This window comes from Amycolatopsis sp. MEPSY49 (assembly GCF_051337345.1).
Lineage (GTDB): Bacteria > Actinomycetota > Actinomycetes > Mycobacteriales > Pseudonocardiaceae > Amycolatopsis.
This window is the reverse complement of record NZ_JBDLYJ010000010.1, coordinates 87,341-114,329: the sequence shown is the minus strand read 5'-3', so window position 1 is coordinate 114,329 and position 26,989 is coordinate 87,341. Positions and strand designations below refer to the sequence as shown.

33 protein-coding genes are annotated in these 26,989 nt (G+C 70.4%); 27 read left to right on the top strand and 6 right to left on the bottom strand.

The window, feature by feature from the left end; translation table 11 throughout:
* Window positions 1-430: 430 nt before the first annotated feature.
* From ABFJ78_RS35890 to aroA, 14 genes are all read left to right on the top strand, one after another.
* On the top strand, window positions 431-1,081 hold the full coding sequence (locus ABFJ78_RS35890) for an L-threonylcarbamoyladenylate synthase (protein WP_436391693.1): 651 nt from the start codon (window positions 431-433) through the stop codon (window positions 1,079-1,081).
* A 74-nt stretch (window positions 1,082-1,155) separates the two neighbouring features.
* Entirely contained in the window at window positions 1,156-2,313 is a 1,158-nt protein-coding gene (locus ABFJ78_RS35885; RefSeq protein WP_436391691.1) for a glycosyltransferase family 4 protein, read from the top strand.
* Window positions 2,314-2,362: 49 nt separating this feature from the next.
* Entirely contained in the window at window positions 2,363-2,806 is a 444-nt protein-coding gene (locus tag ABFJ78_RS35880; RefSeq protein WP_086672652.1) for a hypothetical protein, read from the top strand.
* Between the two features lie 533 nt (window positions 2,807-3,339).
* Complete coding sequence (gene atpB, locus ABFJ78_RS35875) at window positions 3,340-4,125, top strand: F0F1 ATP synthase subunit A (RefSeq protein ID WP_436391689.1); 786 nt, start codon at window positions 3,340-3,342, stop codon at window positions 4,123-4,125.
* A 55-nt stretch (window positions 4,126-4,180) separates the two neighbouring features.
* Entirely contained in the window at window positions 4,181-4,438 is a 258-nt protein-coding gene (locus tag ABFJ78_RS35870; protein WP_026468506.1) for an ATP F0F1 synthase subunit C, read from the top strand.
* 30 nt (window positions 4,439-4,468) lie between these two features.
* Window positions 4,469-5,029, top strand: coding sequence for a F0F1 ATP synthase subunit B (locus ABFJ78_RS35865; RefSeq protein ID WP_436391686.1), 561 nt, complete (start codon window positions 4,469-4,471; stop codon window positions 5,027-5,029).
* A gap of 6 nt (window positions 5,030-5,035) precedes the next feature.
* Entirely contained in the window at window positions 5,036-5,860 is an 825-nt protein-coding gene (locus ABFJ78_RS35860) for a F0F1 ATP synthase subunit delta (protein WP_436391684.1), read from the top strand.
* A gap of 57 nt (window positions 5,861-5,917) precedes the next feature.
* Window positions 5,918-7,558 carry a F0F1 ATP synthase subunit alpha gene (gene atpA, locus ABFJ78_RS35855; RefSeq protein WP_436391682.1) on the top strand — a complete coding sequence of 547 codons (1,641 nt, stop codon included), beginning with the start codon at window positions 5,918-5,920 and terminating at the stop codon, window positions 7,556-7,558.
* Between the two features lie 11 nt (window positions 7,559-7,569).
* The gene (locus tag ABFJ78_RS35850; protein ID WP_436391680.1) at window positions 7,570-8,520 is read left to right on the top strand and encodes a F0F1 ATP synthase subunit gamma; all 951 of its coding nucleotides are present in this window, start codon (window positions 7,570-7,572) and stop codon (window positions 8,518-8,520) included.
* Window positions 8,520-9,947 carry a F0F1 ATP synthase subunit beta gene (atpD, locus tag ABFJ78_RS35845; RefSeq protein ID WP_364452811.1) on the top strand — a complete coding sequence of 476 codons (1,428 nt, stop codon included), beginning with the start codon at window positions 8,520-8,522 and terminating at the stop codon, window positions 9,945-9,947. Before ABFJ78_RS35850 ends, atpD begins: the two co-directional genes overlap by 1 nt.
* Before the next feature lie 114 nt (window positions 9,948-10,061).
* A complete protein-coding gene (locus tag ABFJ78_RS35840; protein WP_436391677.1) occupies window positions 10,062-10,427 on the top strand; it encodes a F0F1 ATP synthase subunit epsilon in 366 nt (121 codons plus the stop codon).
* 25 nt (window positions 10,428-10,452) lie between these two features.
* The gene (locus ABFJ78_RS35835) at window positions 10,453-10,887 is read left to right on the top strand and encodes a DUF2550 domain-containing protein (RefSeq protein ID WP_086672635.1); all 435 of its coding nucleotides are present in this window, start codon (window positions 10,453-10,455) and stop codon (window positions 10,885-10,887) included.
* A 54-nt stretch (window positions 10,888-10,941) separates the two neighbouring features.
* Window positions 10,942-11,262 carry a putative quinol monooxygenase gene (locus ABFJ78_RS35830; RefSeq protein WP_436391675.1) on the top strand — a complete coding sequence of 107 codons (321 nt, stop codon included), beginning with the start codon at window positions 10,942-10,944 and terminating at the stop codon, window positions 11,260-11,262.
* A gap of 10 nt (window positions 11,263-11,272) precedes the next feature.
* On the top strand, window positions 11,273-12,511 hold the full coding sequence (gene aroA, locus ABFJ78_RS35825; protein ID WP_436391674.1) for a 3-phosphoshikimate 1-carboxyvinyltransferase: 1,239 nt from the start codon (window positions 11,273-11,275) through the stop codon (window positions 12,509-12,511).
* Here aroA and ABFJ78_RS35820 read toward each other — a convergent pair.
* A complete protein-coding gene (locus tag ABFJ78_RS35820) occupies window positions 12,508-13,083 on the bottom strand; it encodes a cob(I)yrinic acid a,c-diamide adenosyltransferase (RefSeq protein ID WP_436391672.1) in 576 nt (191 codons plus the stop codon). The genes aroA and ABFJ78_RS35820 overlap by 4 nt on opposite strands.
* A gap of 61 nt (window positions 13,084-13,144) precedes the next feature.
* On the opposite strand from ABFJ78_RS35820, the gene murA reads away from it, so the two are divergent.
* On the top strand, window positions 13,145-14,419 hold the full coding sequence (gene murA / locus ABFJ78_RS35815) for a UDP-N-acetylglucosamine 1-carboxyvinyltransferase (protein WP_436391670.1): 1,275 nt from the start codon (window positions 13,145-13,147) through the stop codon (window positions 14,417-14,419).
* Window position 14,420: 1 nt separating this feature from the next.
* On the opposite strand, the gene ABFJ78_RS35810 is transcribed toward murA, so the two are convergent.
* Window positions 14,421-15,014, bottom strand: a complete 594-nt coding sequence (locus ABFJ78_RS35810; protein WP_436391668.1) for a TetR/AcrR family transcriptional regulator — start codon at window positions 15,012-15,014, stop codon at window positions 14,421-14,423.
* A 94-nt stretch (window positions 15,015-15,108) separates the two neighbouring features.
* On the opposite strand from ABFJ78_RS35810, the gene ABFJ78_RS35805 reads away from it, so the two are divergent.
* Genes ABFJ78_RS35805 through ABFJ78_RS35795 form a run of 3 tightly spaced genes read left to right on the top strand, consistent with a single transcriptional unit; the run spans window position 15,109 to window position 17,532 of the window.
* Window positions 15,109-15,534, top strand: coding sequence for a nuclear transport factor 2 family protein (locus ABFJ78_RS35805; RefSeq protein WP_436391666.1), 426 nt, complete (start codon window positions 15,109-15,111; stop codon window positions 15,532-15,534).
* Window positions 15,527-16,345, top strand: a complete 819-nt coding sequence (locus tag ABFJ78_RS35800; RefSeq protein ID WP_436391664.1) for an NmrA family NAD(P)-binding protein — start codon at window positions 15,527-15,529, stop codon at window positions 16,343-16,345. The genes ABFJ78_RS35805 and ABFJ78_RS35800 overlap by 8 nt, the downstream gene beginning before the upstream one ends.
* The gene (locus tag ABFJ78_RS35795) at window positions 16,342-17,532 is read left to right on the top strand and encodes an alpha/beta hydrolase family protein (RefSeq protein ID WP_436391662.1); all 1,191 of its coding nucleotides are present in this window, start codon (window positions 16,342-16,344) and stop codon (window positions 17,530-17,532) included. Before ABFJ78_RS35800 ends, ABFJ78_RS35795 begins: the two co-directional genes overlap by 4 nt.
* Here the strand turns inward: ABFJ78_RS35795 and ABFJ78_RS35790 are convergent.
* Together ABFJ78_RS35790 and ABFJ78_RS35785 are read right to left on the bottom strand one after the other, a co-directional pair.
* Window positions 17,529-18,152 carry a LysE family translocator gene (locus ABFJ78_RS35790; RefSeq protein WP_436391660.1) on the bottom strand — a complete coding sequence of 208 codons (624 nt, stop codon included), beginning with the start codon at window positions 18,150-18,152 and terminating at the stop codon, window positions 17,529-17,531. The two genes, ABFJ78_RS35795 and ABFJ78_RS35790, sit on opposite strands and share 4 nt — an antisense overlap.
* On the bottom strand, window positions 18,152-18,775 hold the full coding sequence (locus ABFJ78_RS35785; protein ID WP_436391658.1) for a LysE family translocator: 624 nt from the start codon (window positions 18,773-18,775) through the stop codon (window positions 18,152-18,154). The genes ABFJ78_RS35790 and ABFJ78_RS35785 overlap by 1 nt, the downstream gene beginning before the upstream one ends.
* 154 nt (window positions 18,776-18,929) lie before the next feature.
* Here ABFJ78_RS35785 and ABFJ78_RS35780 point away from each other — a divergent pair, with 154 nt between their 5' ends.
* The 3 genes from ABFJ78_RS35780 to ABFJ78_RS35770 all read left to right on the top strand — a co-directional run bounded on the left by ABFJ78_RS35780 (window position 18,930) and on the right by ABFJ78_RS35770 (window position 22,099).
* Window positions 18,930-19,448 (top strand): PH domain-containing protein, encoded by a 519-nt coding sequence (locus ABFJ78_RS35780; protein WP_436391656.1) that lies wholly within the window; start codon window positions 18,930-18,932, stop codon window positions 19,446-19,448.
* A gap of 59 nt (window positions 19,449-19,507) precedes the next feature.
* Entirely contained in the window at window positions 19,508-19,999 is a 492-nt protein-coding gene (locus ABFJ78_RS35775) for a hypothetical protein (protein WP_436391654.1), read from the top strand.
* An 84-nt stretch (window positions 20,000-20,083) separates the two neighbouring features.
* On the top strand, window positions 20,084-22,099 hold the full coding sequence (locus ABFJ78_RS35770; RefSeq protein WP_436391652.1) for a protein meaA: 2,016 nt from the start codon (window positions 20,084-20,086) through the stop codon (window positions 22,097-22,099).
* Here the strand turns inward: ABFJ78_RS35770 and ABFJ78_RS35765 are convergent.
* A complete protein-coding gene (locus ABFJ78_RS35765; RefSeq protein WP_436391650.1) occupies window positions 22,092-22,634 on the bottom strand; it encodes a cysteine hydrolase family protein in 543 nt (180 codons plus the stop codon). The two genes, ABFJ78_RS35770 and ABFJ78_RS35765, sit on opposite strands and share 8 nt — an antisense overlap.
* 71 nt (window positions 22,635-22,705) lie before the next feature.
* On the opposite strand from ABFJ78_RS35765, the gene ABFJ78_RS35760 reads away from it, so the two are divergent.
* From ABFJ78_RS35760 to ABFJ78_RS35745, 4 genes are all read left to right on the top strand, one after another.
* Window positions 22,706-23,665: a GlxA family transcriptional regulator gene (locus ABFJ78_RS35760; RefSeq protein ID WP_436391648.1), complete on the top strand. Its 960-nt coding sequence runs from the start codon at window positions 22,706-22,708 to the stop codon at window positions 23,663-23,665.
* On the top strand, window positions 23,662-24,435 hold the full coding sequence (locus ABFJ78_RS35755; RefSeq protein WP_436391646.1) for an enoyl-CoA hydratase-related protein: 774 nt from the start codon (window positions 23,662-23,664) through the stop codon (window positions 24,433-24,435). Before ABFJ78_RS35760 ends, ABFJ78_RS35755 begins: the two co-directional genes overlap by 4 nt.
* Window positions 24,436-24,501: 66 nt before the next feature.
* Window positions 24,502-25,002: a TetR/AcrR family transcriptional regulator gene (locus ABFJ78_RS35750; RefSeq protein WP_436391644.1), complete on the top strand. Its 501-nt coding sequence runs from the start codon at window positions 24,502-24,504 to the stop codon at window positions 25,000-25,002.
* Window positions 24,999-25,463 (top strand): DUF2867 domain-containing protein, encoded by a 465-nt coding sequence (locus ABFJ78_RS35745; protein WP_436391642.1) that lies wholly within the window; start codon window positions 24,999-25,001, stop codon window positions 25,461-25,463. The genes ABFJ78_RS35750 and ABFJ78_RS35745 overlap by 4 nt, the downstream gene beginning before the upstream one ends.
* Here ABFJ78_RS35745 and ABFJ78_RS35740 read toward each other — a convergent pair.
* On the bottom strand, window positions 25,435-25,980 hold the full coding sequence (locus tag ABFJ78_RS35740) for an NUDIX domain-containing protein (protein ID WP_436391640.1): 546 nt from the start codon (window positions 25,978-25,980) through the stop codon (window positions 25,435-25,437). The two genes, ABFJ78_RS35745 and ABFJ78_RS35740, sit on opposite strands and share 29 nt — an antisense overlap.
* A gap of 37 nt (window positions 25,981-26,017) precedes the next feature.
* On the opposite strand from ABFJ78_RS35740, the gene nucS reads away from it, so the two are divergent.
* Together nucS and ABFJ78_RS35730 are read left to right on the top strand one after the other, a co-directional pair.
* Window positions 26,018-26,677, top strand: a complete 660-nt coding sequence (gene nucS / locus ABFJ78_RS35735; RefSeq protein WP_014467679.1) for an endonuclease NucS — start codon at window positions 26,018-26,020, stop codon at window positions 26,675-26,677.
* 1 nt (window position 26,678) lies between these two features.
* Window positions 26,679-26,885: a DUF1653 domain-containing protein gene (locus ABFJ78_RS35730; RefSeq protein ID WP_436391638.1), complete on the top strand. Its 207-nt coding sequence runs from the start codon at window positions 26,679-26,681 to the stop codon at window positions 26,883-26,885.
* Window positions 26,886-26,989 lie beyond the last annotated feature (104 nt).

Sequence of the window (26,989 nt, the reverse complement as noted above, 5' to 3'; positions counted from 1 at the left end):
GAGGTTTACCCGCTTGCCCCACGACGAAAGTCTGGCCGGATTGTCAGCCCGGCGCGGTAGCCGGGACTCGCCGGCAAGCCGTGGCCGCGCGGTCTGTCCGGCGTCGCGGCGATGTCATGAAAGGGTCGTTCATGTCGTCTGACGAGGTGAACGACCCGTTCATGACGTGCGGGCGACCGGATCGGCCGCGCTGACCTGACTTTGCCGGAACCCAGGCGCCAGGCGACATGAGTGACTCATTCATGTCGCCAGACGACGTGAATGACTCATTCACGTCGTTTGGGGCCGGGCGTGTGGACAACTCCGGCCACCCGCGCCGGGAGCGCCGGAAACTGTCGGTGCTCGCCGGTAGCGTGGAAGACGGGGGGCGCCCCCGGCGGGTGTGACGCGGCGAGCGCCCCCGCCGGCCGCCGGACTACCCTTGGCCACCATGAGCGTGGTCTACGACTGCAGCAAGCGGGAGTCCCGGGCCGACGGACTGGCGGCGGCCGCGGGCGCGGTGCGGTCGAGCAGGCTGGTCGTGCTGCCGACCGACACGGTCTACGGCATCGGTGCCGACGCCTTCGACGCCGGTGCCGTGCAAGCTCTGCTGCGCGCGAAGAACCGCGGCCCGGACATGCCGGTCGGCGTGCTCGTCGGGTCCTGGTCCACTGTGGACGGCCTGGTGCTCGGCGTGCCTCCGCAGGCGCGTGCGCTCATCGAAGCGTTCTGGCCGGGCGATCTGTCCATCGTGCTCCCGCACGCGCCGAGTCTGCAGTGGAACCTCGGTGACGCCCGCGGCACCGTGATGCTGCGGATGCCGCTGCACCCGGTGGCCCTGGAGCTGCTGCGCGACGTCGGCCCGATGGCCGTCTCGAGCGCGAACGTCTCCGGCCGGTCGCCGGCCAGCACCGCGCAGGAAGCGCAGGAACAGCTCGGCGACTCGGTCGCGGTGTACCTCGACGGCGGGTCGAGCGGCGAGTCCGTCGCGTCCAGCATCGTGGACCTCACCGGCACCGAACCGGTGGTGCTGCGCGAGGGGGCCGTGCGCAAGGACGCCATCGCGGAGGTGCTCGGTGTACCCGCGGAATCGTTGGCCTGAAGCCGGATCACGGTCGAAACCGCGGCACGATAGCGTGTCGCGGGTGACCCCGACCCCGCGAGCGTGACGCACCCGTGCCGCCCACATCCGGTCTTCTCCCCATCCGGGAATACATCCTCGTCGCGCTGACCGCGACGGCCGTGACCTACCTGCTCACCGGCGTCGTGCGCCGGATCGCGATCCGCGTCGGCGCGATCGCCAACCCCCGCGCCCGCGACGTCCACGTGGCCCCGATCCCGCGGATGGGCGGGATCGGCATCTTCCTCGGCGTCGCCGGCGCGATGGGCTTGGCCCACCAGCTGCCCGCGCTGTCGCACGGCTTCGACGCGTCGTTCGACTCGGTCGGCGTGCTGCTCGCCGCCGGGGTCATCTCGCTCATCGGCGCGCTCGACGACCGGTTCGAGCTGGACGCCTGGACGAAGCTGGCCGGCCAGGTCATGTGCGCCGGGATCCTGGTCATCTTCGGCGTGCAGTGGGTGTCGTTCTGGGTGCCGTGGGGCGGGCAGGGCGACTCGTTCGGCTCGGTGCTGGTGCTCGACAAGAACCAGGGCGCGCTGCTCACCGTCGTGATGGTCGTGGTGATGGTCAACGCGATGAACTTCGTCGACGGCCTCGACGGGCTGGCCGGCGGCCTCGGGTTCATCGCCGCCACGGCGACGTGCGCGTTCTCCCTCGGCCTGCTCGACAGCTCCGGCGGCGACGTCGGCACGTACCCGCCGGCGCTGATCGCGGCCACGCTCGCCGGCGCGTGTCTGGGGTTCCTGCCGTACAACTTCCAGCCCGCCAAGATATTCATGGGCGACTCCGGGTCGATGATGATCGGCCTGATGCTCGCGGGCGCGACGACCTCGGCGTCCGGGCGCGTGCCGTACCCGCAGTTCAGCGGCAAGGACGCGATCGCGCTGCTCTCGCCGCTGGTGGTAGTGGCGGCGGTGCTGTTCGTGCCGCTGCTGGACCTGATCATGGCGGTCGTCCGCCGCACGCGCCGCGGCGAAAGCCCGTTCGCGGCCGACAAGATGCACCTGCACCACCGCCTGCTGGAGATCGGCCACTCCCAGCGCCGCGCGGTGCTGCTCATCTACTTGTGGGCGGGCATCCTGGCGTTCGGCGCGGTGTCGGTGACGCTGTTCGACGACGCCGCGGCGCTCTGGATCATCGGGGTCGGGCTCGTGTTCGCGGTGGTGGTCTCGATCGTGCCGCGGCTGCGCTCGCGCAACCAGCCCGGAACCTGACCGGCCGGGTTCTCTACACTCGGTGGCTGAACCGAGCAGGGAGCCAGCCGTGAGCGAGACCGAAACCGAAGCGCAGGAGAACCCGCACGCCAAGGTGGTGCTGCAGGCCGCCCGCGCGATGACGAAGGCTTCGCTGCTCGTCACCCCGCCCGCGGTGCTCGTCTGCATCGTGCTCTTCAGCATCCTCAACGGCCTGCCCGGCTTCCTCGGCTCGCTCGTCGGCGCGGTCCTCGCGATGCTCGCGTCGCTGTCGACGCTGGGCCTGATGCGCTTCAGCGCGGGCCAGGACCCGATGTTCGTCATGGTCATCGCGCTCGGCGGTTACGTCGTGAAGGTCGTCCTGCTGTTCGGCGCGCTGACGCTGCTGAAGGGCGTCACCGCGCTGCACCCGATGTCGCTCGGCATCACCATGATCGTCGCCATCCTGGTGGCCGCGGCGGCCGAGTTCGCCGCCTTCCGCAAGACCAAGATCCCGACGATCATCCCCTCCTGACGCCGTCCGTTTTGCCGCGGACTTCCGTTACTCACGGTGAATCGCGCTGCGGCCGCCCGAGTGTGACCGGCGTCACGAAAGTGCGCCTTCGTGCGCGGCCGGAAACGCCGCCGGGACCCGCCGCCTGCGCCGTTGCGGGACCGGTCCCGCCCGGTCCCGGACCTGGGTCCCGGATCGACCCGGGACTTAGGTCCTGGGCTGATCGGTGGGTATGGAGTACGCGTGTACGGCACTGATTGACCTGCTGGTATGGTCCGCGTCAAGGGTGGCGGCCTCGACCGCGCACTCCCCAAGACGAACCGCGATCAGCAGTGTGGCGACCGTGTAGTTCCGCCTCTTCCGCCGCTGGTCCGAAGTAGACAGCAGGGCAGTGTTCACGCGAGACAACCCCGTGTGCAGAACGTGAAGGTGTGTTCTGCGGACCGTGGGGTAGCCGCCTCCGACGTCCCGATACGTATCGGGTACGTTAAGTCCAGATCGTGACGATTCCCCCGGCGGAGTGAACGCCGGCCGGGAGAACCGGAAGGAGCCCAGTGGGCGCGCTGGTTTTGGCCGAGGGTGCGGTATTCGCGCCGCCCGGCGCCGAAAGCTTCGAGTTGCCGCCGTTGTTCGGCTCGGTCACCAAGCCGATGCTGCTCGTCGTGCTTTCGGTGGTCATCATCGCGACGTACTTCCTGCTGGCGACCCGCAAGCTCAAGGTCGTTCCGAGCAAGGGGCAGTTCGTCGCCGAGTCGATCTACGACTTCAGCCGCAACAACATCGCTCGCGAGCAGATCGGTTCGAAGGACTTCAAGCCGTTCGTGCCGCTCGTTTTCGCATTGTTCACCTTCGTGCTGGTGAACAACCTCTACGGGATCATCCCCGTCCTGCAGTTCCCGACCATGGCGCGCTTCGGCTTCCCGGTCGCGCTCGCGGTCCTCGTGGTCTACCCCGTGTACCACTACGCCGGCTTCAAGCGGCACGGTTTCGCCGGGTACTTCAAGAAGGAACTCGCGCCGCCGGGCGTCCCCAAGGCGGTGCTGCCGCTCTTCTCGCTGATCGAGTTCGCGGAAAAGTTCTTCCTCAACCCGCTGACGCTCGCCATCCGTGTTTTCGCCGCCATGTTCGCGGGTCACCTGATCCTGGCGGTGTTCACCCTCGGCGGCACCTTCCTGCTGACCGAGACGTCGAGCTGGGCGCTGAAGCCGGTGTCGCTGGTGGCATGGATCTTCGCCATCGGCATGACGTTCCTCGAGGCCTTCATCCAGGTGCTGCAGGCCTACATCTTCGCCCTGCTGTCGGCTGGGTACATCGGCGCCGCGCTGGCGTCGGAGCACTGAGAACACAAGCCCCCGATCCACGCGAGCGCGTGGACCGAAGTGAAGGGAAACGCACGTGAGCAACATCGTTCTGGCCCAGGCCGCCGAGCAGGCTGTCAACATCAACCCCGGCCTCGCCGCGATCGGCTACGGCCTGGGCGCGATCGGCCCGGGCATCGGTGTGGGTCTGATCTTCGCCGCCGTCATCAACGGCACCGCGCGTCAGCCGGAGGCGCAGGGCAAGCTGCAGGGCATCGGCTTCTCCACCTTCGTTCTGACCGAGGTGCTCGCCCTGATCGGCATCGTCATCTACTTCATCGCCTCCGCCGCCTGAGTCCTCGGCTCATCGCTTTAAGGAGACGCCGTGCTGAACAGTGCCTTGGTCCTCGCCGCAGAGGGCGAAACGCACAACCCGATCATCCCCGACATCTCGGAGCTGATCCTCGGCATCGTCGCCTTCCTCATCCTGCTGTTCATCCTCAAGAAGTACGTCGTCCCTCGCTTCGAGGCCGCGTACGAAGAGCGTGCGCAGAAGATCGAGGGTGGCATCGAGAAGGCCGAGAAGGCCCAGGCCGAGGCCGAAGAGGCGCTGGCCAAGTACAAGGCTCAGCTCCAGGAAGCCCGGAGCGAAGCCGCGAAGATCCGCGACGACGCCCGGCTCGAAGCCGAGCAGATCAAGGCGGAGCTGCGGGCCGAGGCCGAGGCCGAGTCCCAGCGCATCGTCGCCCAGGGGCAGGCCCAGCTGCAGGCCCAGAAGGCGCAGATCATCGCCGAGCTGCGGGCCGACATGGGCCGCAACGCCGTGGAGCTGGCCAGCCGCATCGTCGGTGAGTCGCTCGAAGACGAGGCGCGCCGTCGTGGCACCGTCGACCGGTTCCTCGCGGAGCTGGAGACCGCCGGTGCCTCCAACGGAGCGGGGAAGTAACCAGAGATGACGCTGCATGCTGCGAGCCGTGAAGCGCTCGGCCTCGCCGAGGAACGCCTCGGCGAGGTTCTGGCCGACGCGGGAGCCGATGCCGCCACGGTCGGCGACGAGCTGCTCTCGGTCGTCGACCTGCTGGACGGGGAGATCGGCCTGCGCCGGGCGGTGAGCGACGCTTCGACGGCGCCGGAGGCGCGCACCGGGCTGGTGCGCCGGCTGTTCGACGGCAAGCTGTCCGAACCCGCCCTGAAGGTGCTCGACACCGTGGCGGGCAGCCGCTGGTCCAGCCCCCGTGAGCTGACCGACGGGCTCGAGGAGCTCGGCCGCTCGGCGCTGCTCACCGCGGCCGAGAAGACCGGGAACGTCGACGCCGTCGAGTCCCAGCTGTTCCAGGTCGCGCGGATCGTGGCCGGCGCCCCGGAACTGGAGGCCGCGCTCTCCGACCTGGCCGGTCCCGCCGACGCCAAGCGCACCCTGGTGCGCGGGCTGTTCGCCGACAAGGTGGACGTGGTCACCGAGACCCTCGTCGAGCAGGTGGTGCGCCGGGCCAAGGGCCGCGGCGTCGGCATCGGGCTCGACAAGCTGGTCAAGCTGGCCGCGGAACGCCGTCAGCGCTCGGTCGCCTACGTGACCAGCGCCAACGCCCTGTCCGACGAGCAGACCGCCCAGCTGGGCGCGAAGCTCGACGCCCTCTACGGGCGGCCGATCGCGCTGCACGTCGAGGTCGACCCCCGGCTCGGCGGCGGGCTCGTCGTCCGCGTCGGCGACGAGGTCATCGACGGGAGCGCGGCGGGTCAGCTGGCGGCGCTGCGCAGGCGGCTGGCCCGGGCATAGCGCCGGGTCACACAAGACTTTGCATACTGGCAAGAACGAAGCGAGAGCGGGAAAGACATGGCCGAGCTGACGATCTCCTCGGATGAGATCCGTAGCGCGATCGAGAACTACGTCTCGAGTTACGCCCCGGACGTGAGCCGGGAAGAAGTTGGCATCGTGGTGGACGCCGGTGACGGCATCGCCCACGTCGAGGGCCTGCCCTCGGCCATGGCCAACGAGCTGCTCGAGTTCCCCGGCGGCGTCCTCGGCGTCGCGCTGAACCTGGACGCGCGCTCCATCGGTGCCGCGATCCTCGGTGACTTCGAAAGCATCGAAGAGGGCCAGCAGGTCAAGCGCACCGGCCAGGTCCTGTCGGTGCCGGTCGGCGACGGCTACCTCGGCCGCGTCGTCAACCCGCTGGGCCAGGCGATCGACGGTCTCGGCGACATCGAGACGACCGACCGCCGCGCCCTGGAGCTCAAGGCCGCCTCGGTGGTCGAGCGCCAGCCGGTGTCGGAGCCGCTGCAGACCGGCATCACCGCCATCGACGCGATGACCCCGATCGGCCGCGGCCAGCGCCAGCTGATCATCGGTGACCGCAAGACGGGCAAGACCGCCGTCGCCGTGGACACGATCATCAACCAGAAGGCCAACTGGGAGACCGGCGACCCGCAGAAGCAGGTCCGCTGCATCTACGTCGCGGTCGGCCAGAAGGGCTCCACGATCGCCGCCGTGAAGAAGTCCCTCGAGGACGCCGGCGCGCTGGAGTACACCACCATCGTCGCGGCCCCCGCGTCCGACTCGGCCGGCTTCAAGTGGATCGCGCCGTACACCGGCTCGGCCATCGGCCAGCACTGGATGTACGAGGGCAAGCACGTCCTCATCGTGTTCGACGACCTGACCAAGCAGGCCGACGCCTACCGCGCGATCTCGCTGCTGCTGCGCCGCCCGCCGGGCCGCGAGGCGTTCCCCGGCGACGTCTTCTACTTGCACTCCCGCCTGCTGGAGCGCTGCGCGAAGCTGTCGGACGAGTTGGGTGCCGGCTCGCTGACCGGCCTGCCGATCATCGAGACGAAGGCCAACGACGTGTCGGCCTACATCCCGACGAACGTCATCTCGATCACCGACGGCCAGTGCTTCTTCCAGTCGGACCTGTTCAACGCCGGCCAGCGCCCGGCCATCGACGTGGGTATCTCGGTCTCCCGCGTGGGTGGTGCCGCGCAGGTCAAGGCGATGAAGGACGTCGCGGGCTCGCTCCGGATCGACCTGTCGCAGTACCGCGAGCTGGAGGCCTTCGCGGCCTTCGCCTCCGACCTCGACGACGCCTCCAAGGCGCAGCTCGAGCGCGGTGCGCGGCTGTACGAGGTGCTCAAGCAGCCCCAGTACTCGCCGATCCCGGTCGAGGAGCAGGTCCTCACGGTGTACCTGGGCACGAACGGGCACTACGACTCGGTCCCGACCGAGGACGTCCGCCGGTTCAACCACGAGTTCATCGACTCGGCCCGCCGCAAGCACGCCGACCTCATCAAGGGCATCCGCGAGTCGGGCAAGTTCCCGCAGGAGACCCGCGAGGCCGTCGTCGAAGCGGTGAACGAGTTCAAGAAGGAGTTCACCACCTCCGAGGGCAAGCCCCTGGTCGAGGCGGACGCCGACGCGATGGACGCCGACAAGGTCGGGCACGAGACCGTCAAGGTCAACAAGCCCGCCCCGAAGAAGTGAGCTGATAGCTCATGGCCGCACAACTCCGGGAACTCCGGTCGCGCATCAAGGCGACCAAGTCGATCGGCAAGATCACCAAGGCGATGGAGCTCATCGCCACCGCGCGCATCACCAAGGCGCGGGCGAAGGTCGCCGCTTCCCGGCCGTACGCGGACGAGATCACCAAGGTGCTCTCGGCGCTGGCCGGTGCGGCGGCCAACCTCGACCACCCCATGCTGGTCGAGCGCCCGAACCCGACGCGGGCCGCCGTCCTGGTCGTGACCAGTGACAAGGGCCAGTGCGGTGGCTACAACTCCAACGTGCTGCGCGCGACCGAAGAGCTGCTCGCCCTCCTGCGTTCGGAGGGCAAGGAGCCCGAGGTCTACGTCACCGGCAACAAGGGCCTGAACTACTACCGGTTCCGCGACCGCCCGGTCGTCGACAGCTGGACGGGCTTCTCCGACCAGCCCGCCTACGCCAACGCGGTCGCCGCCGGCGAGGCCCTGGTCGAGTCGTTCATGCTCGGTGCCGACGACGCGCACGGCAACGCCGACGGCATCACGGGTGTCGACGAGATCCACATCGTCTACACCGAGTTCGTGTCGATGCTGACCCAGCGGCCGGTCGCCAAGCGCGTCGCGCCGCTCGAGGTCGAGTACACCGACGGCGAGGAAGAGCAGCGGCAGAAGCCCGCGGGCGAGCTGCTGCCCAGCTACGAGTTCGAGCCGAGTGCCGACACGCTGCTGGACGCCCTGCTGCCGAAGTACATCAACACGCGGCTCTACGCGGCGCTGCTCGAGTCGGCGGCGTCCGAGCTGGCCGCCCGCCGGACGGCGATGAAGGCCGCGTCGGACAACGCGAACGAGCTGGTGGGCAACCTGACGCGGGAGATGAACCAGGCCCGCCAGGCGCAGATCACCCAGGAGATCTCCGAAATCGTCGGTGGCGCGAACGCGCTCACCGCAGCAGGAAGTGATGATTGATGACCAGTACTGAAGCCCCGCGCGCCAAGGGGCGCATCGTCTCGGTGACCGGGCCGGTCGTCGACGTCGAGTTCCCGCGCGGTTCCGTGCCCGACCAGTTCAACGCGCTCAAGGTCGAGATCGAGTTCGAGCAGCTGCGCAAGACCGTCACCCTCGAGGTCGCCTCCCACCTGGGTGACAACCTCGTCCGCACCATCTCGCTCCAGCCGCAGGACGGCCTGGTCCGGGGCGCCGAGGTCACCGACACCGGCAAGCCGATCACCGTGCCGGTGGGCGACAAGGTCAAGGGCCACGTCTACAACGCGCTCGGCGAGTGCCTCGACGAGCCCGGCTACGGCGACGACCTCGAGCGCTGGGGCATCCACCGCAACCCGCCGTCCTTCGACCAGCTCGAGGGCAAGACGGAGATGCTGGAGACCGGCCTGAAGGTCGTCGACCTGCTCACCCCGTACGTCCAGGGTGGCAAGATCGGCCTGTTCGGCGGGGCCGGCGTGGGCAAGACGGTGCTCATCAAGGAGATGATCACCCGTGTCGCCCGGAACTTCGGTGGTACGTCGGTGTTCGCCGGGGTCGGCGAGCGCACCCGTGAGGGCAACGACCTCTTCCTGGAGATGTCCGAGGACGGCGTCATCAACGACACCGCCCTGGTCTTCGGCCAGATGGACGAGCCGCCGGGCACGCGCATGCGCGTCGCGCTGTCGGCGCTGACCATGGCGGAGTACTTCCGCGACGTCCAGAACCAGGACGTGCTGCTGTTCATCGACAACATCTTCCGGTTCACCCAGGCCGGCTCCGAGGTGTCGACCCTGCTGGGCCGCATGCCGTCGGCCGTGGGTTACCAGCCGACGCTGGCCGACGAGATGGGTCAGCTGCAGGAGCGGATCACCTCGACCCGGGGTCGCTCGATCACCTCGATGCAGGCGATCTACGTCCCCGCGGACGACTACACCGACCCGGCCCCGGCCGCGACGTTCGCCCACCTGGACGCCACCACCGAGCTCTCCCGGTCGGTGTTCCAGAAGGGCATCTTCCCGGCGGTGGACCCGCTGGCGTCGACGTCGACGATCCTCGACCCGGCCATCGTCGGTGAGGACCACTACCGGGTGGCTTCCGAGGTCATCCGGATCCTGCAGAAGTACAAGGAGCTGCAGGACATCATCGCGATCCTCGGTATGGACGAGCTGTCGGAAGAGGACAAGCTGACCGTTCAGCGCGCGCGCCGCATCGAGCGGTTCCTGTCGCAGAACATGCTGGTCGCCGAGGCGTTCACGCAGATCCCGGGCTCGACGGTGCCGCTGTCGGAGACGATCGAGTCGTTCGACCGCATCACCAAGGGTGACTTCGACCACTACCCGGAGCAGGCGTTCCTGGGCATCGGTGGCCTCGAGGACCTCGAGAAGAAGTACAAGGAAATCACCAAGAAGTGAGTTCGTGAGCTCGGCGGGGGCGGTGTCCATTGTGGACTCAGGCCCCCGCCGTTCTCATAGCAAGGGACAGACCTATTACACTCGGTGGCAACACCCCGAGTTAAGGAGTGCTACGTGGCCGAGATGTCCGTGGAGCTGGTGGCCGTCGAGCGCCGTCTCTGGTCGGGTACCGCCACTTTCGTGGTGGCGCAGACCACCGAGGGCGAGATCGGCATCATGGCCGGCCACGAACCCGTGCTCGGGCAGCTGGTCGAGGGTGGCGTGGTCAAGGTGACGACCACCGACGGCGAGACGATCTGCGCGGCCGTGCACGGCGGCTTCCTCTCCGTGACCGGCACCGGCGTGAGCATCCTCGCCGAGAGCGCCGAGCTGTCCGACGAGATCGACGTCGACGCGGCGAAGGCGGCATTGAGCGCCGACGACGAAACCGAGCGGGCGAGGGCCTCGGCCCAGCTCCGCGCGGCAGGCAAGTCGGTCTGAGCGCGAGACGGGCAGGAGCCGGGCCGTGAAGATCACCGTGGTGGTAGTCGGGCTCCTGATCGTGCTCGCCGTGCTGGCTGCCTGGTACGGCCAGCGGTGGATCCGGATGCGCCGCGGCGGGGGCGTGAGCGTCGCGCTGCGGTGGCGTCCGGACGCCGCGCGGTCCAGCTGGCACCTGGGGCTGGGCCGCTACGAGGGCGACGAGTTCGTCTGGTACCGGGTGTGGAGCCTGCGCACCGGCCCTGACCGCGTCTTCCAGCGCGAAAGCATGCAGATCGCCGACCGGCGCGACCCGTCCGGGACCGAGGCCTACGCCGTCCCCGAAGGCTCGACCGTGCTGCGCTGCGAGTCCGAGACCCAGGAGGCGATCGAGATCGCCATGGGGCCGGGCGCGCTGACCGGGTTCCTCTCCTGGCTCGAGTCCGCCCCGCCCGGGCGGCGCCTCCCGCGAGCCTCCTGACCCTGTCTCAAACTGGGACAGCCACGGCCGCTTTTTTGCCTTACGGTTGAGCGCATGATCTTCATCGTGGTCAAGTTCCCGGTCAAGCCCGAGCACGCCGAAGAATGGCCGGAAATCGTCGCCGACTACACCCGGAACACCCGCGCCGAGGACGGCAACCGGTTCTTCGAGTGGTCGCGCAGCCTCGAGGACAAGAACACCTACGTGCTGGTCGAAGGCTTCGACGGCCAGGACGCGGCCGTCGCGCACGTCGGGTCCGACCACTTCAAGTGGGCCGTCGAGAACCTGGGTGCCTACATCAGCGACAACCCGCAGATCATCAACGTCCAGGACGCCTCCGACTGGGGCCCGATGGCGGAGATCCAGCCCCACTAAACTGGGGTTCGTGACCCTCGTCGAGATCCCCGGTTCCAAGTCCGTCACCGCCCGCGGCCTGTTCCTGGCCGCCGCCGCGCACGGCACCACGACCCTCGGCCGCCCGCTGCACTCGGACGACACCGAGGGCTTCGCCGAGGGCCTGGTCAAGCTCGGCTACCGCGTCGACCGGCAGCCGGGCGCGTGGACCATCGAGGGCCGCCCGGCCGGCCCCGGCGTCGCCGAGGCGGACGTCTTCTGCCGCGACGGCGCGACGACGGCCCGGTTCCTGCCCGCGCTGGCCGCGGCCGGCACCGGCACGTTCCACTTCGACGCGTCCGACCAGATGCGCCGGCGCCCGCTCGGCCCGCTGACCGACGCGCTGCGCGAGCTGGGTGTCGACCTGACCTTCCACGGCGAGCCGGGGCACCACCCGGTGACCGTCCGCGCGAACGGCGTCAAGGGCGGTGACCTGACCCTCGACGCGGGGCTGTCGTCGCAGTTCCTGACGGCGCTGCTGCTGCTCGGGCCGCTGACCGCGGAGGGGCTGCGGATCACGGTGACCGACCTGGTGTCGGTGCCGTACGTCGAGATCACCCTCGAGATGATGCGCCGGTTCGGCGTCGACGTCCGCCGCGAGGGCCAGACGTTCGTGGTGCCGCCGCAGCCGTACCAGGCGTGCGAGTACCCGGTGGAGCCCGACGCGTCGACGGCCAGCTACTTCCTCGCCGCGGCGGCCGTCACCGGCCGCACGGTGACCATCCCGGGCCTCGGGTCGTCGGCCCTGCAGGGTGACGTGAAGTTCGCCGACGTGCTGCGGGAGATGGGCGCGCACGTGGAGCTCGCCGAGGACTCGGTGACGGTCGCCGGCCCGTCGGACGGCCTGCGCGGCGTCACGGTGAACATGCGCGACATCTCGGACACCGTCCCGACGCTGGCGGCGATCGCGCCCTTCGCGTCCGGACCGGTGCGCATCGAGGACGTCTACAACACGCGCATCAAGGAGTGCGACCGGCTCGACGCGTGCGAGGAGAACCTGCGCGCGCTGGGCATCGAGGTCGAGACGGGCCGCGACTGGATCGAGATCCAGCCGGGCACGCCCACGGGCGCGCTGGTCAAGTGCCGCCGCGACCACCGGATCGCGATGGCGTTCAGCATCACGGGCCTGCGCACGCCGGGCATCACGCTGGACGACCCGGAGTGCGTGAAGAAGACGTTCCCCGGCTTCCACCAGGCGCTGGGGTCGCTGCGGGAGAGCTGGGGGATCTAGGAGGGCTGCCCGCCCGGCTGCCAGAGCACGTCACCCTCGGGGTTGGCCAGCCGGGCGAGGATGAACAGCAGGTCCGACAGCCGGTTCAGGTACTTGAGGGCCACCGGGTTCGTCGTCTCCGGCTCCGCTTCGTACAGCTCCCACGCGGACCGCTCGGCCCGGCGGGACACCGTGCGCGCCTGGTGCAGGAACGCCGCGCCCGGCGTGCCGCCCGGCAGGATGAACGACGTCAGCTTCGGCAGCCGGTCGTTGAACTCGTCGCACCAGCCTTCGAGGCGTTCGACGTACTTCTCGGTGATCCGCAGGGGCGGGTACGGCGGGTCGTCGGAAATCGGCAGGCAGAGGTCCGCGCCGACGTCGAAAAGATCGTTCTGCACCGCACGCAGCACATCGGTGACTTCGGCCGGCAGCGCGCCGACCGCGATCGCCAGCCCGAGCACCGAGTTCGTCTCGTCGGTGTCCGCGTAGGCGCCCAGCCGCGGGGACGTCTTGGGCACGCGGGACCCGTCGCCGAGCGCGGTCGTGCCGTTGTCGCCGACCTTCGTGTAGACGCGGTTGATGCGAACGACCATGAACCCACCATAGCGGCCCCCGCCCGGGCCGAATCCGGGCGAGAGGGCATGATTGGCGGCCATGAGCGAGCACTTCGACGTGCATGGCGGAGCCCGGCTGGTCGGCGAGGTCGACGTGGTCGGCGCCAAGAACAGCGTGCTGAAGCTGATGGCCGCGGCCCTCCTCGCGGAGGGCACCACGACCATCACGAACTGCCCGCAGATCCTGGACGTCCCGCTGATGGGCGACGTGCTGCGGAGCGTCGGCTGCGAGGTCGTCATCGAGGGCGACACCGCCACCATCACGACGCCGGCCGAGCTGTCGCACCGCGCGGACTCGGCCGCGATGGGCAAGCTGCGCGCGTCCGTCTGCGTGCTGGGCCCGCTGGTCGGGCGGCTGAAGCAGGCCGTCGTGGCGCTGCCGGGCGGCGACGCGATCGGCTCGCGCCCGCTGGACATGCACCAGAACGGCCTGCGCAAGCTGGGCGCGACGAGCACCATCGAGCACGGCTGCGTCGTCGCGAAGGCCGAGACGCTGGTCGGCGCGCAGATCTGGCTGGACTTCCCGAGCGTCGGCGCGACCGAGAACATCCTGATGGCGGCCGTGCTGGCCGAGGGCACCACGGTCATCGACAACTGCGCGCGCGAGCCCGAGATCGTCGACATCTGCACGATGCTCACCGAGATGGGCGCGAAGATCGAAGGCGCCGGTACCTCGACGCTGACCGTGCACGGCGTCGAGCAGCTGCACCCGACCACGCACAGCGTGATCGGCGACCGGATCGTGGGCGCGACCTGGGCGTTCGCCGCCTCGATGACCCGCGGCGACATCACCGTGCGCGGGGTCAACCCGCACCACCTCGACCTGGTGCTGAACAAGCTGCAGCTGGCCGGCGCGGACGTCGAGACGTTCGGCGACAAGGGCTTCCGCGTGGTCCAGCCCGAGCGCCCGAAGGCGGTCGACTGGGTGACGCTGCCGTACCCCGGCTTCGCGACCGACCTGCAGCCGTTCGCGGTGGCGCTGTCGGCGGTGTCCGAAGGCACGTCGATGATCACGGAGAACGTCTACGAGGCGCGCTTCCGGTTCATCGAGGAGATGGTCCGGCTCTCCGGGGACGCGCGCACCGACGGGCACCACGCGGTGGTGCGCGGTGTCGAGACGCTGTCGAGCGCGCCGGTCTGGGCGTCCGACATCCGCGCGGGCGCCGGCCTGGTGCTGGCCGGCCTGTGCGCGGACGGCGTCACCGAGGTCTGGGACGTCTTCCACATCGACCGCGGCTACCCGCACTTCGTGGAGAACCTGAACCGCCTGGGCGCGAACATCAAGCGCGTCGCCGGCGATCCCGAGCGGAAGTGAGTCAGGCGCCCTGCGCGCCCAGCGCGCGCAGGGCCAGCTCCACCAGCCGGTCCACGTAATCCGGCTCCGCTTCCGCCCGGCGGACCACCAGGCGCCAGTAGATCGGCGCGGCCAGGACGTCGAGGGCCATCTCCAGGTCGAGGTCTTCGGGCAGCTCGCCGCGCGCGATCGCGCGGCGCAGCATCACCTCGCCGGCCTCGCGCCGGAGCCCGCCGATGTTCTCGCGCGTGGTGCGGGTGCGGTCGGGGTTGCGCGCGTCCTCCGCGACCAGGTCCGGCAGGATCCGTGAGAACAGCGGGTGCGTCAGCCAGCCGATCAGCGCGTGCATCGTTTCGCGGAGGTCGCCCCGCAGCGACCCGGTGTCGACGACGGCCGCGCGGGTCACGCTGAACTCCGTGACCACTGCGGCGATCATCTCGTCCTTCGACTTCCAGCGCCGGTAGAGCGCGCTCTTGCCGACGCCGGCGCGTTTCGCGACGGCTTCCATCGACAGCCGCCCGTAGCCCTGTTCGGCGAGCTCGTGCAGGACCGCGTCGGTGATCGCCTGCGTGACCTCGGGCTGGAGGACCGCGGCGCCGGTCGGGGTGCGTGCCATGCGGCGCAGTCTAGCGGGTGGACGGGACGGTACCGTCCTGACTATATTGACGTCGGGACGGCACCGTATCGTCCGAACGCTGAAGGAGGCTTCGATGGGACCGCGAGACCTCGTCGATCAGGGGATCGACCTGCTGCTGAAGCACGACATGGCCGGGTTCGCCGGCCTCTGGGCCGAGGACGGCGTCCTCGAATTCCCGTTCGCCGGCCCCGGCTATCCGAAGCGCGTCGAAGGGCGCGAAGCGATCACCGAGTACCTGCGCGACTACCCGAACCTGCTCGACATCCGCGAGGTCGTCGCGAAGACCGTGCACGAGACGACCGACCCGGCCGTGGTCGTCGCCGAGTTCACTGTCGCCGGGGTCGTGGTGGCCACCGGGAAGCCGTACGAGCTGTCGTACATCGCGGTGATCACCCTCGAGGACGGGTTCATCCGCCACTACCGCGACTACTGGAGCCCGCTGGCCGCGGCGGAGGTCCTCGGCGGCGTCGACGAGCTGACGGCGGCCTTCGGTGGGTGACGTCCTGGTGCTCGGCGGCACCGGCACCACCGGCCGCCGGGTCGTCGCGGGTTTGCGTGCCGCGGGGTTCCCGGCGCGAGCGGCCACGCGCAAGCCGGGCGAGCCCGGTCAGGTCCGGTTCGACTGGACCGACCGTTCGACGCACGCGGAGGCGCTGCGCGGAGTGTCGGCGGTCTACCTGCTGCCGCCGATCGGCGAGGTCGCACCGGCGGGCCTGGTCGAGCCGTTCCTGGACGAGGCACTCGCGGCCGGCGTCCGCCGGGTCGTCCTGCTCAGCTCCTCGGCCGTCACGGCGGACACTCCCGGGCTCGGCGACCTACAGCGGCTGGTGCGCGCCCTCCCGGAGTGGGCCGTGCTGCGGCCGTCCTGGTTCATGCAGAACTTCACCGGCGAGCACCTGGTGGCCCAGGGCGTGCGGGACGGCGAGATCGTCACGGCCACCGGCGACGCGCGGGTCGCGTTCGTCGACGCCGGCGACATCGCGGCGGTCGCCGTCCGCGCGCTGACCGACCCCGAACCGCACAACACCGAACACATCCTGACGGGACCGACCGCGGTGAGCTACGCCGAAGCCGCGTCGATCATCACCGCGCACGCCGGACATCCGGTGCGGCACCGCGCGGTGAGCACCACCGAGTTCGCCGCTCGCCTGACCGCGTCCGGGATTCCGGCGGAGTTCGCCGCGGTGCTCGCCGCGCTCGACGAGGACATCCGCGGCGGCGCCGAAGACCGCGTCACCACGGCCGTCGAAGAGGTCACCGGCCGGCCCGCCCGCTCGTTCGAAACCTTTGTGGAGGAAGAGATCCGATGAAGCAGATCCTGTTCGACGAAGACCCGCAGTTCTGGTTCGAAACGCTGCGCCTGTTCGGCCACGCGGCCTACGGCGGCTCGGACTTCGGCGAGGTGCTCGCCGCCGCGTCGACCGTGACGGCCGGCGACTACGACAGCTGGCACGACGCCTACCGCGCCCTGGCCGACCGGCTGTACGCCGAAGCGGCCGAAGCCGGCCCGGTCACCGCGCGCGACCTGCTGCTGCGCGCGTCGACGTACTACTTCTCGGCGGAGTTCTTCCTCCACAGCGACCCGGCGGACCCGCGCATCGCGTCGGCGTACGACCGCAGCGTCGAGTGCTTCCGGCGCGCGGGGGTCGCGGAACCGGTCGAAATCCCTTACGAGGGAACGGTTCTGCGGGGGTACTTCTACCGCGCGCCGGGCGACGGTCCGAAGCCGCTGCTGCTGATCCACAGCGGGTTCGACGGCAGCGCCGAGGAGTGCCACTTCATGGGCGCGGGTGCGGGCGCCGAGCGCGGCTACCACGTGCTGACGTTCGACGGCCCCGGCCAGCCGAGCGCGATCCGGCGCGAGAAGCTCGTGTTCCGCCCGGACTGGGAGCACGTCGTGACGCCGGTGGTGGACTTCGCGCTGGGGCTCGACGGGATCGACCCGGCGCGGATCGCGTTGCTGGGCATCAGCTTGGGCGGCGTGCTGGCCCCGCGCGCGGCGGCGTTCGAGCACCGCCTGGCGGCGGTGGTCGCGGTCGACGGCGTGTACGACGCGGGTTCCGCGGTGACGCAGCTGCTGCCGTGGCCGCGCGAGGAGATCGTCCGCCGGGCGCGCGCCGCGGAGGACGCGGAGTTCGACGCGATCCTCGCCGCGGGCCGCGAAGCCAGTTCGACGCTGCGCTGGGCGTGCGACCACGGCCGGTACGTGCTGGGTGCGGCGACGGACCGCGAGTTCGTCGCGAAGTACCTGGAGTACACGCTGGAAGGCGGCATCGCGGAGAAGATCGAGTGCCCGACGCTGGTGTGCGAAGCGGCGGACGACCTGTTCTTCGGTGGCGACGCGGAGACCGAGCCGCGACGGCTGTACGCGCACCTGAAGGCGCCGAAGACGCTGATGACGTTCACGGCGGAGGAGGGCGCGGACGCGCACTGCCACGTCGGCGCCCAGCGGCTCGCGGCCGGCCGGATCTACGACTGGCTGGACCGGACGCTCTAGCCTTCGAAGGCGAGCGCCGTGCCGAATCCCAGAAGCGCCATGCCGGTCGCGCCGTCCATCGCACGGCGCACCCGGCGGCGCCGCAGCCAGCCCCGCACGCGGTGCACGAACAACAGCAGCAACACCTGCCACACCACACCGAGCGCCGCGACCGTGTACGCCAGCAACAGCGAGTCGGCGAACGTCGAGGCCGGGGCGAGGAACTGCGGCAGCACCGACAGGTACAGCACGATCACCTTCGGGTTGGTGATGTTCGACAGGAACCCCTCGCGGAACCGCCGCCCCCGCGTCGCGCGCGCCCGCCGTACGTCGTCGAGCGCCTCGTAGTCCCCGCGCCACGCGCCGCGCAGGGCCTGGATCCCCAGGAACACCAGGTAGGCCGCGCCGAGCCACTTCACCGTCTCGAACAGCGGCTGGTACCTCGTGATCACCGCGCCGAGCCCGAGCGCCGCCGCCGTGCCCTGCAGGAAGTTCGCCACGCTGATGCCCGCGCACGCCCAGCCGCCGCCGCGGGCGCCGCCGGTCAGGGCGTTCTTCAGGACCACCATCGTGTCCGGGCCCGGCATCATCGCCAGGAACGCCATCATCCCGGCGAACGCCAGGTAGGTGCTCCAGGTCATCAGGACTCCACGGCGAGGGCGGCCCCGAACCCGAGCAGCGCGGTGCCGGTCACGCCGTCCAGCGTACGGCGGACCCGGCGGCGGCCCAGCCACTCGCGCACGCGGTGCACGAACAGCAACAGCACCAGCAGCCACAGCCCGCCGAGCACCGCGACGGTGTAGGCCAGCACGAGCGAGTCGGCGACCGTCGACGACGGCGTCAGGAACTGCGGCAGCACGGACAGGTACAGCACCAGCACCTTCGGGTTCGTGACGTTGGAGAGGAACCCTTCGCGGAACCGCCGGAACCCGCCACCGCGACGGCGCTGCGCCTGGCCGACGACGTCGTAGTTGCCGCGGAACGCGCCGCGCAGCGCCTGGAACCCGAGGAAGACGAGGTAGGCCGCGCCGGCCCACTTGAGCGCGAGGAACACCGGCTGCGACCGCGCGATCAGCACGCCGAGCCCGAGCGCGGCGGCGCTGCCCTGGACGGCGTTGCCGGCGAAGATGCCCAGCGAAGCGAGCAGCCCGCCGCGGAACCCGCCGGACAGCGCGTTCTTCAGCATCACCATCGTGTCGGGACCGGGCGCGAGCACGATCAGGACGACGATGACCAGGTAACTCCCGTAAGCACTCCACGTCACGGCTGCCCACGCTAATCGAGGGGCGTCGGTCCGGTCTCGCGGATTTCCGTCACACCGTTCGGGCCGGGGGTACGGGAGGGCACAGAGGGTGCACGAACACGTGCGGTGCGCGCGGAACTCGGCGTGAGGAGCGTCCACAGAGTAGTGTTCGGCCATGTCAGCAGGGGAAATCGATCTTCTACCCGGGGAGCGTGTGCTCTGGGCGGGAGAGCCGGTCCAGCGCCCGCTCTACGTCGCCGCGGACGGGGTGATCGCCCCTGCCGGACTCATCCTCGCCGTCGCCGCTCTCTGGTTCCTGCTCGCGAAGCAGCCCAGCGGGGGCGCCATGGCCGGGGCCGTCGTGGTCCTCGTCATCGGGCTGTATGGCGCCGTCGGCCGGTCCGCCCTCCGCTACCTCGCGCTCGGGCGCACGACGTACGCCGTGACCGACAGCCGGATCATCGCGCGCTCGGGTCTGTTCCGGCAGAAGGAACGCGCCAGCGAGCTGGCCGGGCTGTCCGCGCCGGTGCTCAAGCCGGGGCCGTCCCGCACCGGCACCATCACCTTCGGCTCGGGCGCGGTGACGCTGATGGGCGTCGGCGAGCCCAAGCGCGTGCGCGACCTGCTCGTCAAGGCCATCGACGAGGCCAAGGCCCGCCAGGCCCCGCCGGAAACGGGCACTTCGGCCGCCTGAGGGCAACCGGCTCGGCCTTCCGAAGCGTCAGCCCGGCAACGAGTGCTGGGGAGGCCGTGGTGGAAGAGCCGATCATCGTCTTGCAGCCGGGTGAGCGGCTGCTGTGGTCGGGGCGCCCGCGACGGGTCGCCCCGGTCGGCTGGGAGTGGTGCCGCCTCGTCGCCGGCTCGATCCTGCTGGCGGTGATCATTTCCCTCGCCGGCGTGCACGTGCTTCTCGTGCTCGTCTGGTTCGTGATCGTCTGGGTACCGGTGCTCGCCCGGCTGTGGACGACGCACCGCGCGGTGTACGCGGTGACCGACCAGCGGGTCGTCGTGGCCGACCGCGTCTCGGGCCGCACCCGCAGGTGGATGGACTCGACCACCCCGGCGGTCACCTCGCTCCGCGGCGACGGCGTCGGCACGCTCACCTTCCACCCACTGTTCGAGACGGTGGACATCCTCGGCTTCGGCTTGCCGAAGCAGAACCAGCCGCGCCCGATCGCGCTGTTCGCCGTGCCGGAGGCCGAACAGCTGCGCGAGCTGATCGCGCGGGCACTGGCGGCGGACTGAGTCACCCGGACGTGTCCGATCGCACTGCCACGTTAAGTTACCGGTCGGTACACTCGACGAAACGTCCACCGCCGGAGGTGCCCAGTGCCGTACCCAACGGACCGCGAGCGAGACCGACCGTGGGTGATGCGGACCTACGCGGGCCATTCCTCGGCGGCCGCGTCGAACGAGCTCTACCGGCGGAACCTCGCGAAGGGGCAGACCGGCCTCTCGGTGGCCTTCGACCTGCCCACGCAGACCGGCTACGACCCGGACCACCAGCTCTCCCGCGGTGAGGTCGGCAAGGTCGGCGTGCCGGTGTCGCACATCGGCGACATGCGGCGGCTCTTCGAAGGCATCCCGCTCGCCGAGGCCAACACGTCGATGACGATCAACGCGCCGGCCATGTGGCTGCTCGCGCTGTACGTCTCCGTGGCGCGCGAGCAGGCCGAAGCGGAGGGTCGCGACGTGGACGAAGTCCTCGCGAAGCTCACCGGCACCACGCAGAACGACATCATCAAGGAGTACCTGTCCCGCGGGACCTACATCTTCCCGCCGGGGCCGAGCCTGCGGCTGATCACCGACATGATCGCGTGGACCGTGCACCACGTGCCGAAGTGGAACCCGATCAACATCTGCAGCTACCACCTGCAGGAAGCCGGTGCGACGCCGACGCAGGAGGTCGCCTACGCGCTGTGCACCGCGATCGCCGTGCTCGACGCCGTCCGCGACTCCGGGCAGGTCGACGCGGCCGACATGGCCAAGGTCGTCGCGCGGATCTCGTTCTTCGTCAACGCCGGCGTCCGGTTCGTCGAGGAGATGTCCAAGATGCGCGCGTTCACCGCGCTCTGGGACGAGCTCACGCGGGATCGTTACGGCGTGACGGATCCCAAGGCGCGCCGCCTGCGCTACGGCGTCCAGGTCAACTCGCTCGGCCTCACCGAAGCCCAGCCGGAGAACAACGTCCAGCGGATCGTGCTGGAGATGCTGGCGGTGTCGCTGTCCCGCGGCGCCCGTGCCCGCGCGATCCAGCTGCCCGCCTGGAACGAGGCGCTCGGCCTGCCCCGGCCGTGGGACCAGCAGTGGGCCCTGCGGATGCAGCAGGTGCTCGCGTTCGAGACGGACCTGCTGGAGTACGAGGACATCTTCGACGGCTCGCACGTCATCCAGGCCAAGGTCGACGAGATCATGACCGGCGCGCGCGAGGAGATCGCGCGCGTGCAGGACCTCGGCGGGGCGGTCGCCGCCGTCGAGAGCGGCTACATGAAGTCGCAGCTGGTCGCGTCGCTGGCCGAGTACCGCCGCGGGATGGAGAACGGCGAGCGCGTGCTGGTCGGCGTCAACAAGTTCGAGACGACCGAGCCGTCGCCGCTGCAGGCCGAGGGCGCGAAGGCGATCGAGACGATCGACCCCGCCGTCGAAAAGGCCGCCGTCACGGCGATCGAGGAGTGGCGCACCCAGCGCGACAACGACGCCGTCGAACGCTCCCTGGCCGCGCTCAAGGAACGCGCGCGGACCACGGAAAACCTCTTCGAGGCCACTGTGGACTGTGCGCGGGCCGGCGTGACGACCGGCGAGTGGTCCGGCGCGCTGCGCGAGGTGTTCGGCGAATACCGCGCGCCCACCGGGGTTTCCGCGTCCGCCGCGGGCGGCGGCGACCCGGGGATCGAGCGGGTCCGTTCCAGGGTCCGGGAAACCGAGGCGGAACTCGGCGAGCGGCTGCGCATCCTGGTCGGCAAGCCGGGCCTCGACGGCCACTCCAACGGCGCCGAGCAGGTCGCCGTGCGGGCCCGGGACGTCGGTTTCGAGGTCGTCTACCAGGGCATCCGGCTGACGCCCGAGCAGATCGTCGCGGCCGCCGTGCAGGAGGGCGTGCACGTCGTCGGGCTCTCGGTGCTCTCCGGCTCGCACCTGGAGGTCGTCCCGAACGTCGTCGACGGCCTGCGCGCCGCGGGCGCCGGCGACGTGCCGGTGATCGTCGGCGGGATCATCCCGCCGGACGACGCCGCGCTCCTGACCGAACGCGGCATCGCCCGGGTGTTCACGCCCAAGGACTACGAGCTGACCGAGATCATGGACGGCATCGTCTCGCTGGTCCGGGAGCGCAACGGGCTCAGCTGAGCCCGGCCAGGATGTCCTTTGTGGACGCCACGGTGGCGAACTGGTTCGCCAGGTTCGCCGCCGTGACGCGGTACAGCTCGTCCGCGGTCACCCCCGGGAGGTCGAACGTGAACGTGGCGTCGAGCGCGAAAGTCACGTCGTAGCCGAGGTTTCCACCCATCCGCGCGGTGGTCTCGCAGCAGAAGTTCGTCTGGATCCCCGCCAGGACGAAGCTCGTGATGCCGCGCTTGCGCAGCCACGCGTCGAGATCGACGTCGCCGAGGAACGCCGAGTTCACCTTCTTGCCGAACACGAGGTCCGGGCGCGCGCCGTCGAGCTCGGGCTTGAAGTCGTTGCCCGGCTGGCCGGGGCGCAGCGGCGAGTCCGGCTTCACGGAGTCGTGGTGCACGAGCACGACCGGCAGCCGCCGCTCCTGCCACGCGTCGAGCAGCGCCTTCATGTTCGCTTCGGCGCCGGGATTGTTGCGCGGTCCCCAGAACTCCGCATCGTCGAACCCGCGCTGGACGTCGATCAGGATCAGTGCCGTTTCGGTCATGCTGTCGAGCTTCGCCGGTTGGTCGCGCTCGGGGGAGTGGCAGAAGACGCGCGATGCGGTACTTTCCTGCCATGCGCACCATCGGCGTTCTGCTGCTGCCGGGCACCCGGATGTTCGACCTCGCGGTGATCGGCGAGGTCTGGGGCCAGGACCGCACCGACAGCGGGATCGGCCCGTTCACCGTGCGGCTGTGCAGCCCGGGCCGGGCGCGCACGGCCGTGTCGCCGTTCGGGGACGTCGCGGCCACGCACGGGCTCGCCGGGCTGAACGGTTGCGACCTCGTGCTCGCGCCGGGCCGCGACGACCCGCTCGCGCCCGTGCCGTCTTCGGCCGTCGCCGCGCTGCGGCAGGCCCACCGGGACGGCCGGACGGTCGCGGGGCTGTGCTCCGGCGCGTTCACCCTCGCCGCCGCCGGTCTGCTCGACGGCCGTCCGGCCACCACGCACTGGCGCGACCTCGACGCGTTGGCCCGCTTCGCACCGCGGGCAGACCTTCAGCGCGACGTGCTCTACACCGACGACGGCGGTGTCCTGACGTCCGCGGGCGTCGTCGGCGGCCTCGACCTGTGCCTGTACCTGGTCCGCCGCGACCACGGCGCGGACGTCGCCGCCGCCCTGGCGCGCCGCCTGGTGATGCCGCCGGCGCGGGAGGGCGGGCAGCGGCAGTACGTCGACAGTCCGGTGCCGGCCGCCACGCAGCCGGGCTTGTCGTCCACAATGGACTGGGCGCTGGCTCGGCTCGGGTCCGGCATCGGCGTCGAAGACTTGGTCGGGCACGCGCGGATGAGCGAGCGGACGTTCCACCGCGAGTTCGCGGCCGCCACCGGCGTCACGCCAGGGCGCTGGTTGCGCGTGCAACGCGTCCGCCTCGCGCAACAGCTCCTGGAGACGACATCGTTGCCGGTCGACCGCGTGGCGGAGCGGTCCGGGCTGGGGACCGCGGCGAACCTGCGACGGCGGATGCACGCCGAAGTGGGTGTCGGCCCGGACAGCTATCGGCGCACGTTCCGAAGAGTTACCGTCGAGGCATGACCGAGTACGAGCACATCCTGGTCAAGCGCGACGGCGACACCGTCACGATCACGATGAACCGCGCGGCGCGGCGCAACTCGCTCTCCGCGGACCACCTGGCCGAGCTGCTCGCCGCGTTCCACGAGGCGGGGACGTCCGACGCGACCGGCATCGTGCTGGCCGGCGCGGGCCCGGTGTTCTCCGCCGGCCACGACTTCGGCGACGTCGCCGCGCGCGACCTGATGGGCGTGCGCGAGCTGCTCACCCTGTGCACGGACCTGATGAAGACGATGCAGTCGGTGCCGCAGGTCGTCATCGCGCGGGTGCACGGCCTGGCGACGGCGGCGGGCTGCCAGCTCGTGGCGTCGTGCGACCTCGCGATCGCCGCCGAATCCGCGGGCTTCGCCCTGCCCGGCGGCAAGGGCGGCTGGTTCTGCCACACCCCGGCGGTCCCGGTGGCGCGCTCGATCGGCCGCAAGCGCCTGATGGAGCTGGCGCTGACCGGCGACGTCATCGACGCGCCGACCGCGTTGGAGTGGGGCCTGGTCAACCGGGTCGTCCCCGACGAGCAGCTCGACGACGCCGTCGCGGAGCTGCTGGCCCGGGCGACGCGCGGCAGCCGCGCGAGCAAGACGATGGGCAAGGTGACCCTGTACGCCCAGCTCGACCGGCCCGAGGCCGACGCCTACGCGATCGCGCTGGAGGTCATGGCCGCGGCGTCGCAGCTGCCCGGCGCCCGCGAAGGCATGGCCGCGTTCCTGGAGAAGCGCAAGCCCTCCTGGCCCGACTGACCGCACTTTCACGTGAAAGTGCGGGTCCTCGCGGCCGCCGCCCATACCATACGGTATGGTACGGCCATGGCGGGCAAACGGGACTGGCTGGACGCGGGGCTGGCGCTGCTGGCGGAGCACGGCGCGCCGTCGGTCACCATCGAGCGGCTGACCGAGCGGCTCGGCCTGTCGAAGGGCTCCTTCTACCACCACTTCAAGGGCATGAGCGGCTTCCGCACGGCCCTGCTGGGGCACTTCGAGGCCGAGCGCACGACGCGGTTCGTGGAGCAGGCCGACGCGGCGGGCGAAGACCGGCTGGGCGCGCTGCTGAAGCTCGTCCTCGCGCCGGGACCCGGGCCGGAGCTGGAGATCGCCGTCCGGGCCTGGGCCCTGCAGGACGCCGAAGCGAGGGCGGTCCAGGAGCGCGTCGACCGGACCCGCGTCGCCTACCTGACCGAGGTCAGCGGCGACCCGGACCTCGCGCGGGCGCTGTACCTGATCGTCGTCGGCGCCGGGCAGGTCGTGCCACCGCTGCCAGGCCGGCAGCTCAAGAACGCGTTGGAACTCGTACTGGGGAGACGGAAATGACCGAACCTTTCGCCGACGGCGCGGACTACGTCGAGTTCAAGGAGATCGAGAGCGAGAACAGCCTGCGCGAATTCGTCGCGGGCGTGTTCGGCTGGTCTCCGGCCTGGGTGAAGGCCCTGTTCGGCGTCCGGTACCTGCTCGCGAAGGCGCTGCGGCTGGACACCGCGTCCGTGCCGCGTTCGGGCCGCCTCCGGCCCGAGGACGTCGGGTTCGCGCCCGGCGACCGGGTCGCGTTCTTCACCGTCCGGGCCGGCGACCCGGAGCGTTACCTCGTCGCGGGCGTCGACGACAGTCACCTGACCGGGTACCTGACGGTCGAAGCGGTGCCCCGCGGCTTCCGGCTCGGCACGCTCGTGCACTTCCACAACCGCGTCGGGCCGGCCTACTTCGCGCTGATCAAGCCGTTCCACCACCTGGTGATCCGGGGGATGCTCAAGGCCGGTGCCGCTCGAAGAGCATGAGCTGCGCCCACGCGGCGATCGACTGCGCGTCGGTGATTTCGCCGGCCAGGATCATCTTCTCGAGGTCCGCGCGGGAGAACCACGCGCTGCGCATGTCCTGCTCCTCGAGCTCGCGTTCGGGCTCGCCTTCGGTGATGCCGGTGGCGAGGAACACCCAGCCGCGCTGGCTGCTCATGCCGGCGGCGACGTCGAGCTTGCCGAGCGGGGTCATCGCGGCGGCGCGCAGGCCGGTCTCCTCCCGCAGCTCTCGGGCGGCGAGCTCGGCGGGCGGCACGTCGGCCAGGTCGGGCGCGGTGCCCTGCGGGAACTCCCAGCGCCGTTCGCCCAGGGGGTAGCGGAACTGCTCGACCAGCCGGAACCGGTCGCCGTCCTGGGCGATGACGAGGGCGTAGTCCGGCTTGTCGATCACGCCGTAGATGCCGGCCGAGCCGTCGGGACGGCGGATGTCGTCCTCGCGCACGGTCATCCAGTTGTTCCGGTACACCTCGCGGGACGCGACACGCTGAATGGGGTCCACGCGCCCAGTATCACCGACCCTGTCCTACCCTCCTCGGGTGCGTCTCGTGATCGCGCGGTGCCAGGTCGACTACGCCGGCCGGCTCACCGCCCACCTGCCGATGGCCACCCGCCTGCTGCTCGTGAAGTCCGACGGCTCGGTGTCGGTCCACTCCGACGACCGTGCGTACAAGCCGTTGAACTGGATGAGCCCGCCCTGCTGGCTGATCGAGGACGGCAAGCTCTGGATCGTCGAGAACAAGCAGGGCGAAAAGCTGGTGATCTCGATCGAGGAGGTCTTCCACGACTATTCGCAGGCGCTCGGCGCGGAGCCGGGCCTGCAGAAGGACGGCGTGGAGGCGCACCTGCAGGAGCTGCTGGCCGAGCACATCAAGACCCTGGGCGACGGCTACACGCTGGTCCGCCGCGAGTTCCCGACGGCGATCGGCCCGGTCGACATCATGGCCCGCGACGCGGACGGCAAGTCGGTGGCGGTGGAGATCAAGCGCCGCGGCGAAATCGACGGGGTCGAGCAGCTGACGCGGTACCTGGAGCTGCTGAACCGCGACCCGCTGCTGGCGCCGGTCCAGGGGGTGTTCGCGGCCCAGATCATCAAGCCCCAGGCCCGGACGCTGGCGGAGGACCGCGGAATCCGCTGCCTGACGCTGGATTACGACGAGCTGCGCGGCATCGAGTCCGACGAGTTCCGGCTGTTCTGAGGTGGAACCGGGTCGGTACGTCCATTACAAGGGCGGCGAGTACGAGGTCCTCGGGGTGGCCCGGCACAGCGAGACCGAGGAGCGGCTGGTGGTGTACCGGGCGCTTTACGGGGAGCGCGGGCTGTGGGTGCGGCCGGAGGCGATGTTCGCGGAGACGGTGCGGACGGACGACGGGCCGGTGCCGCGCTTCCGGCGCGTGCGCGACTGATTTCCGTTCCCTCGCGTTCGGCGGTTCCGGTCCTGTTTTTGTCAGCAGGTAATCCACCGCGGCTGCGGTAGAATCAGGCGCCATGATCCATTTCGCGCCCCTGG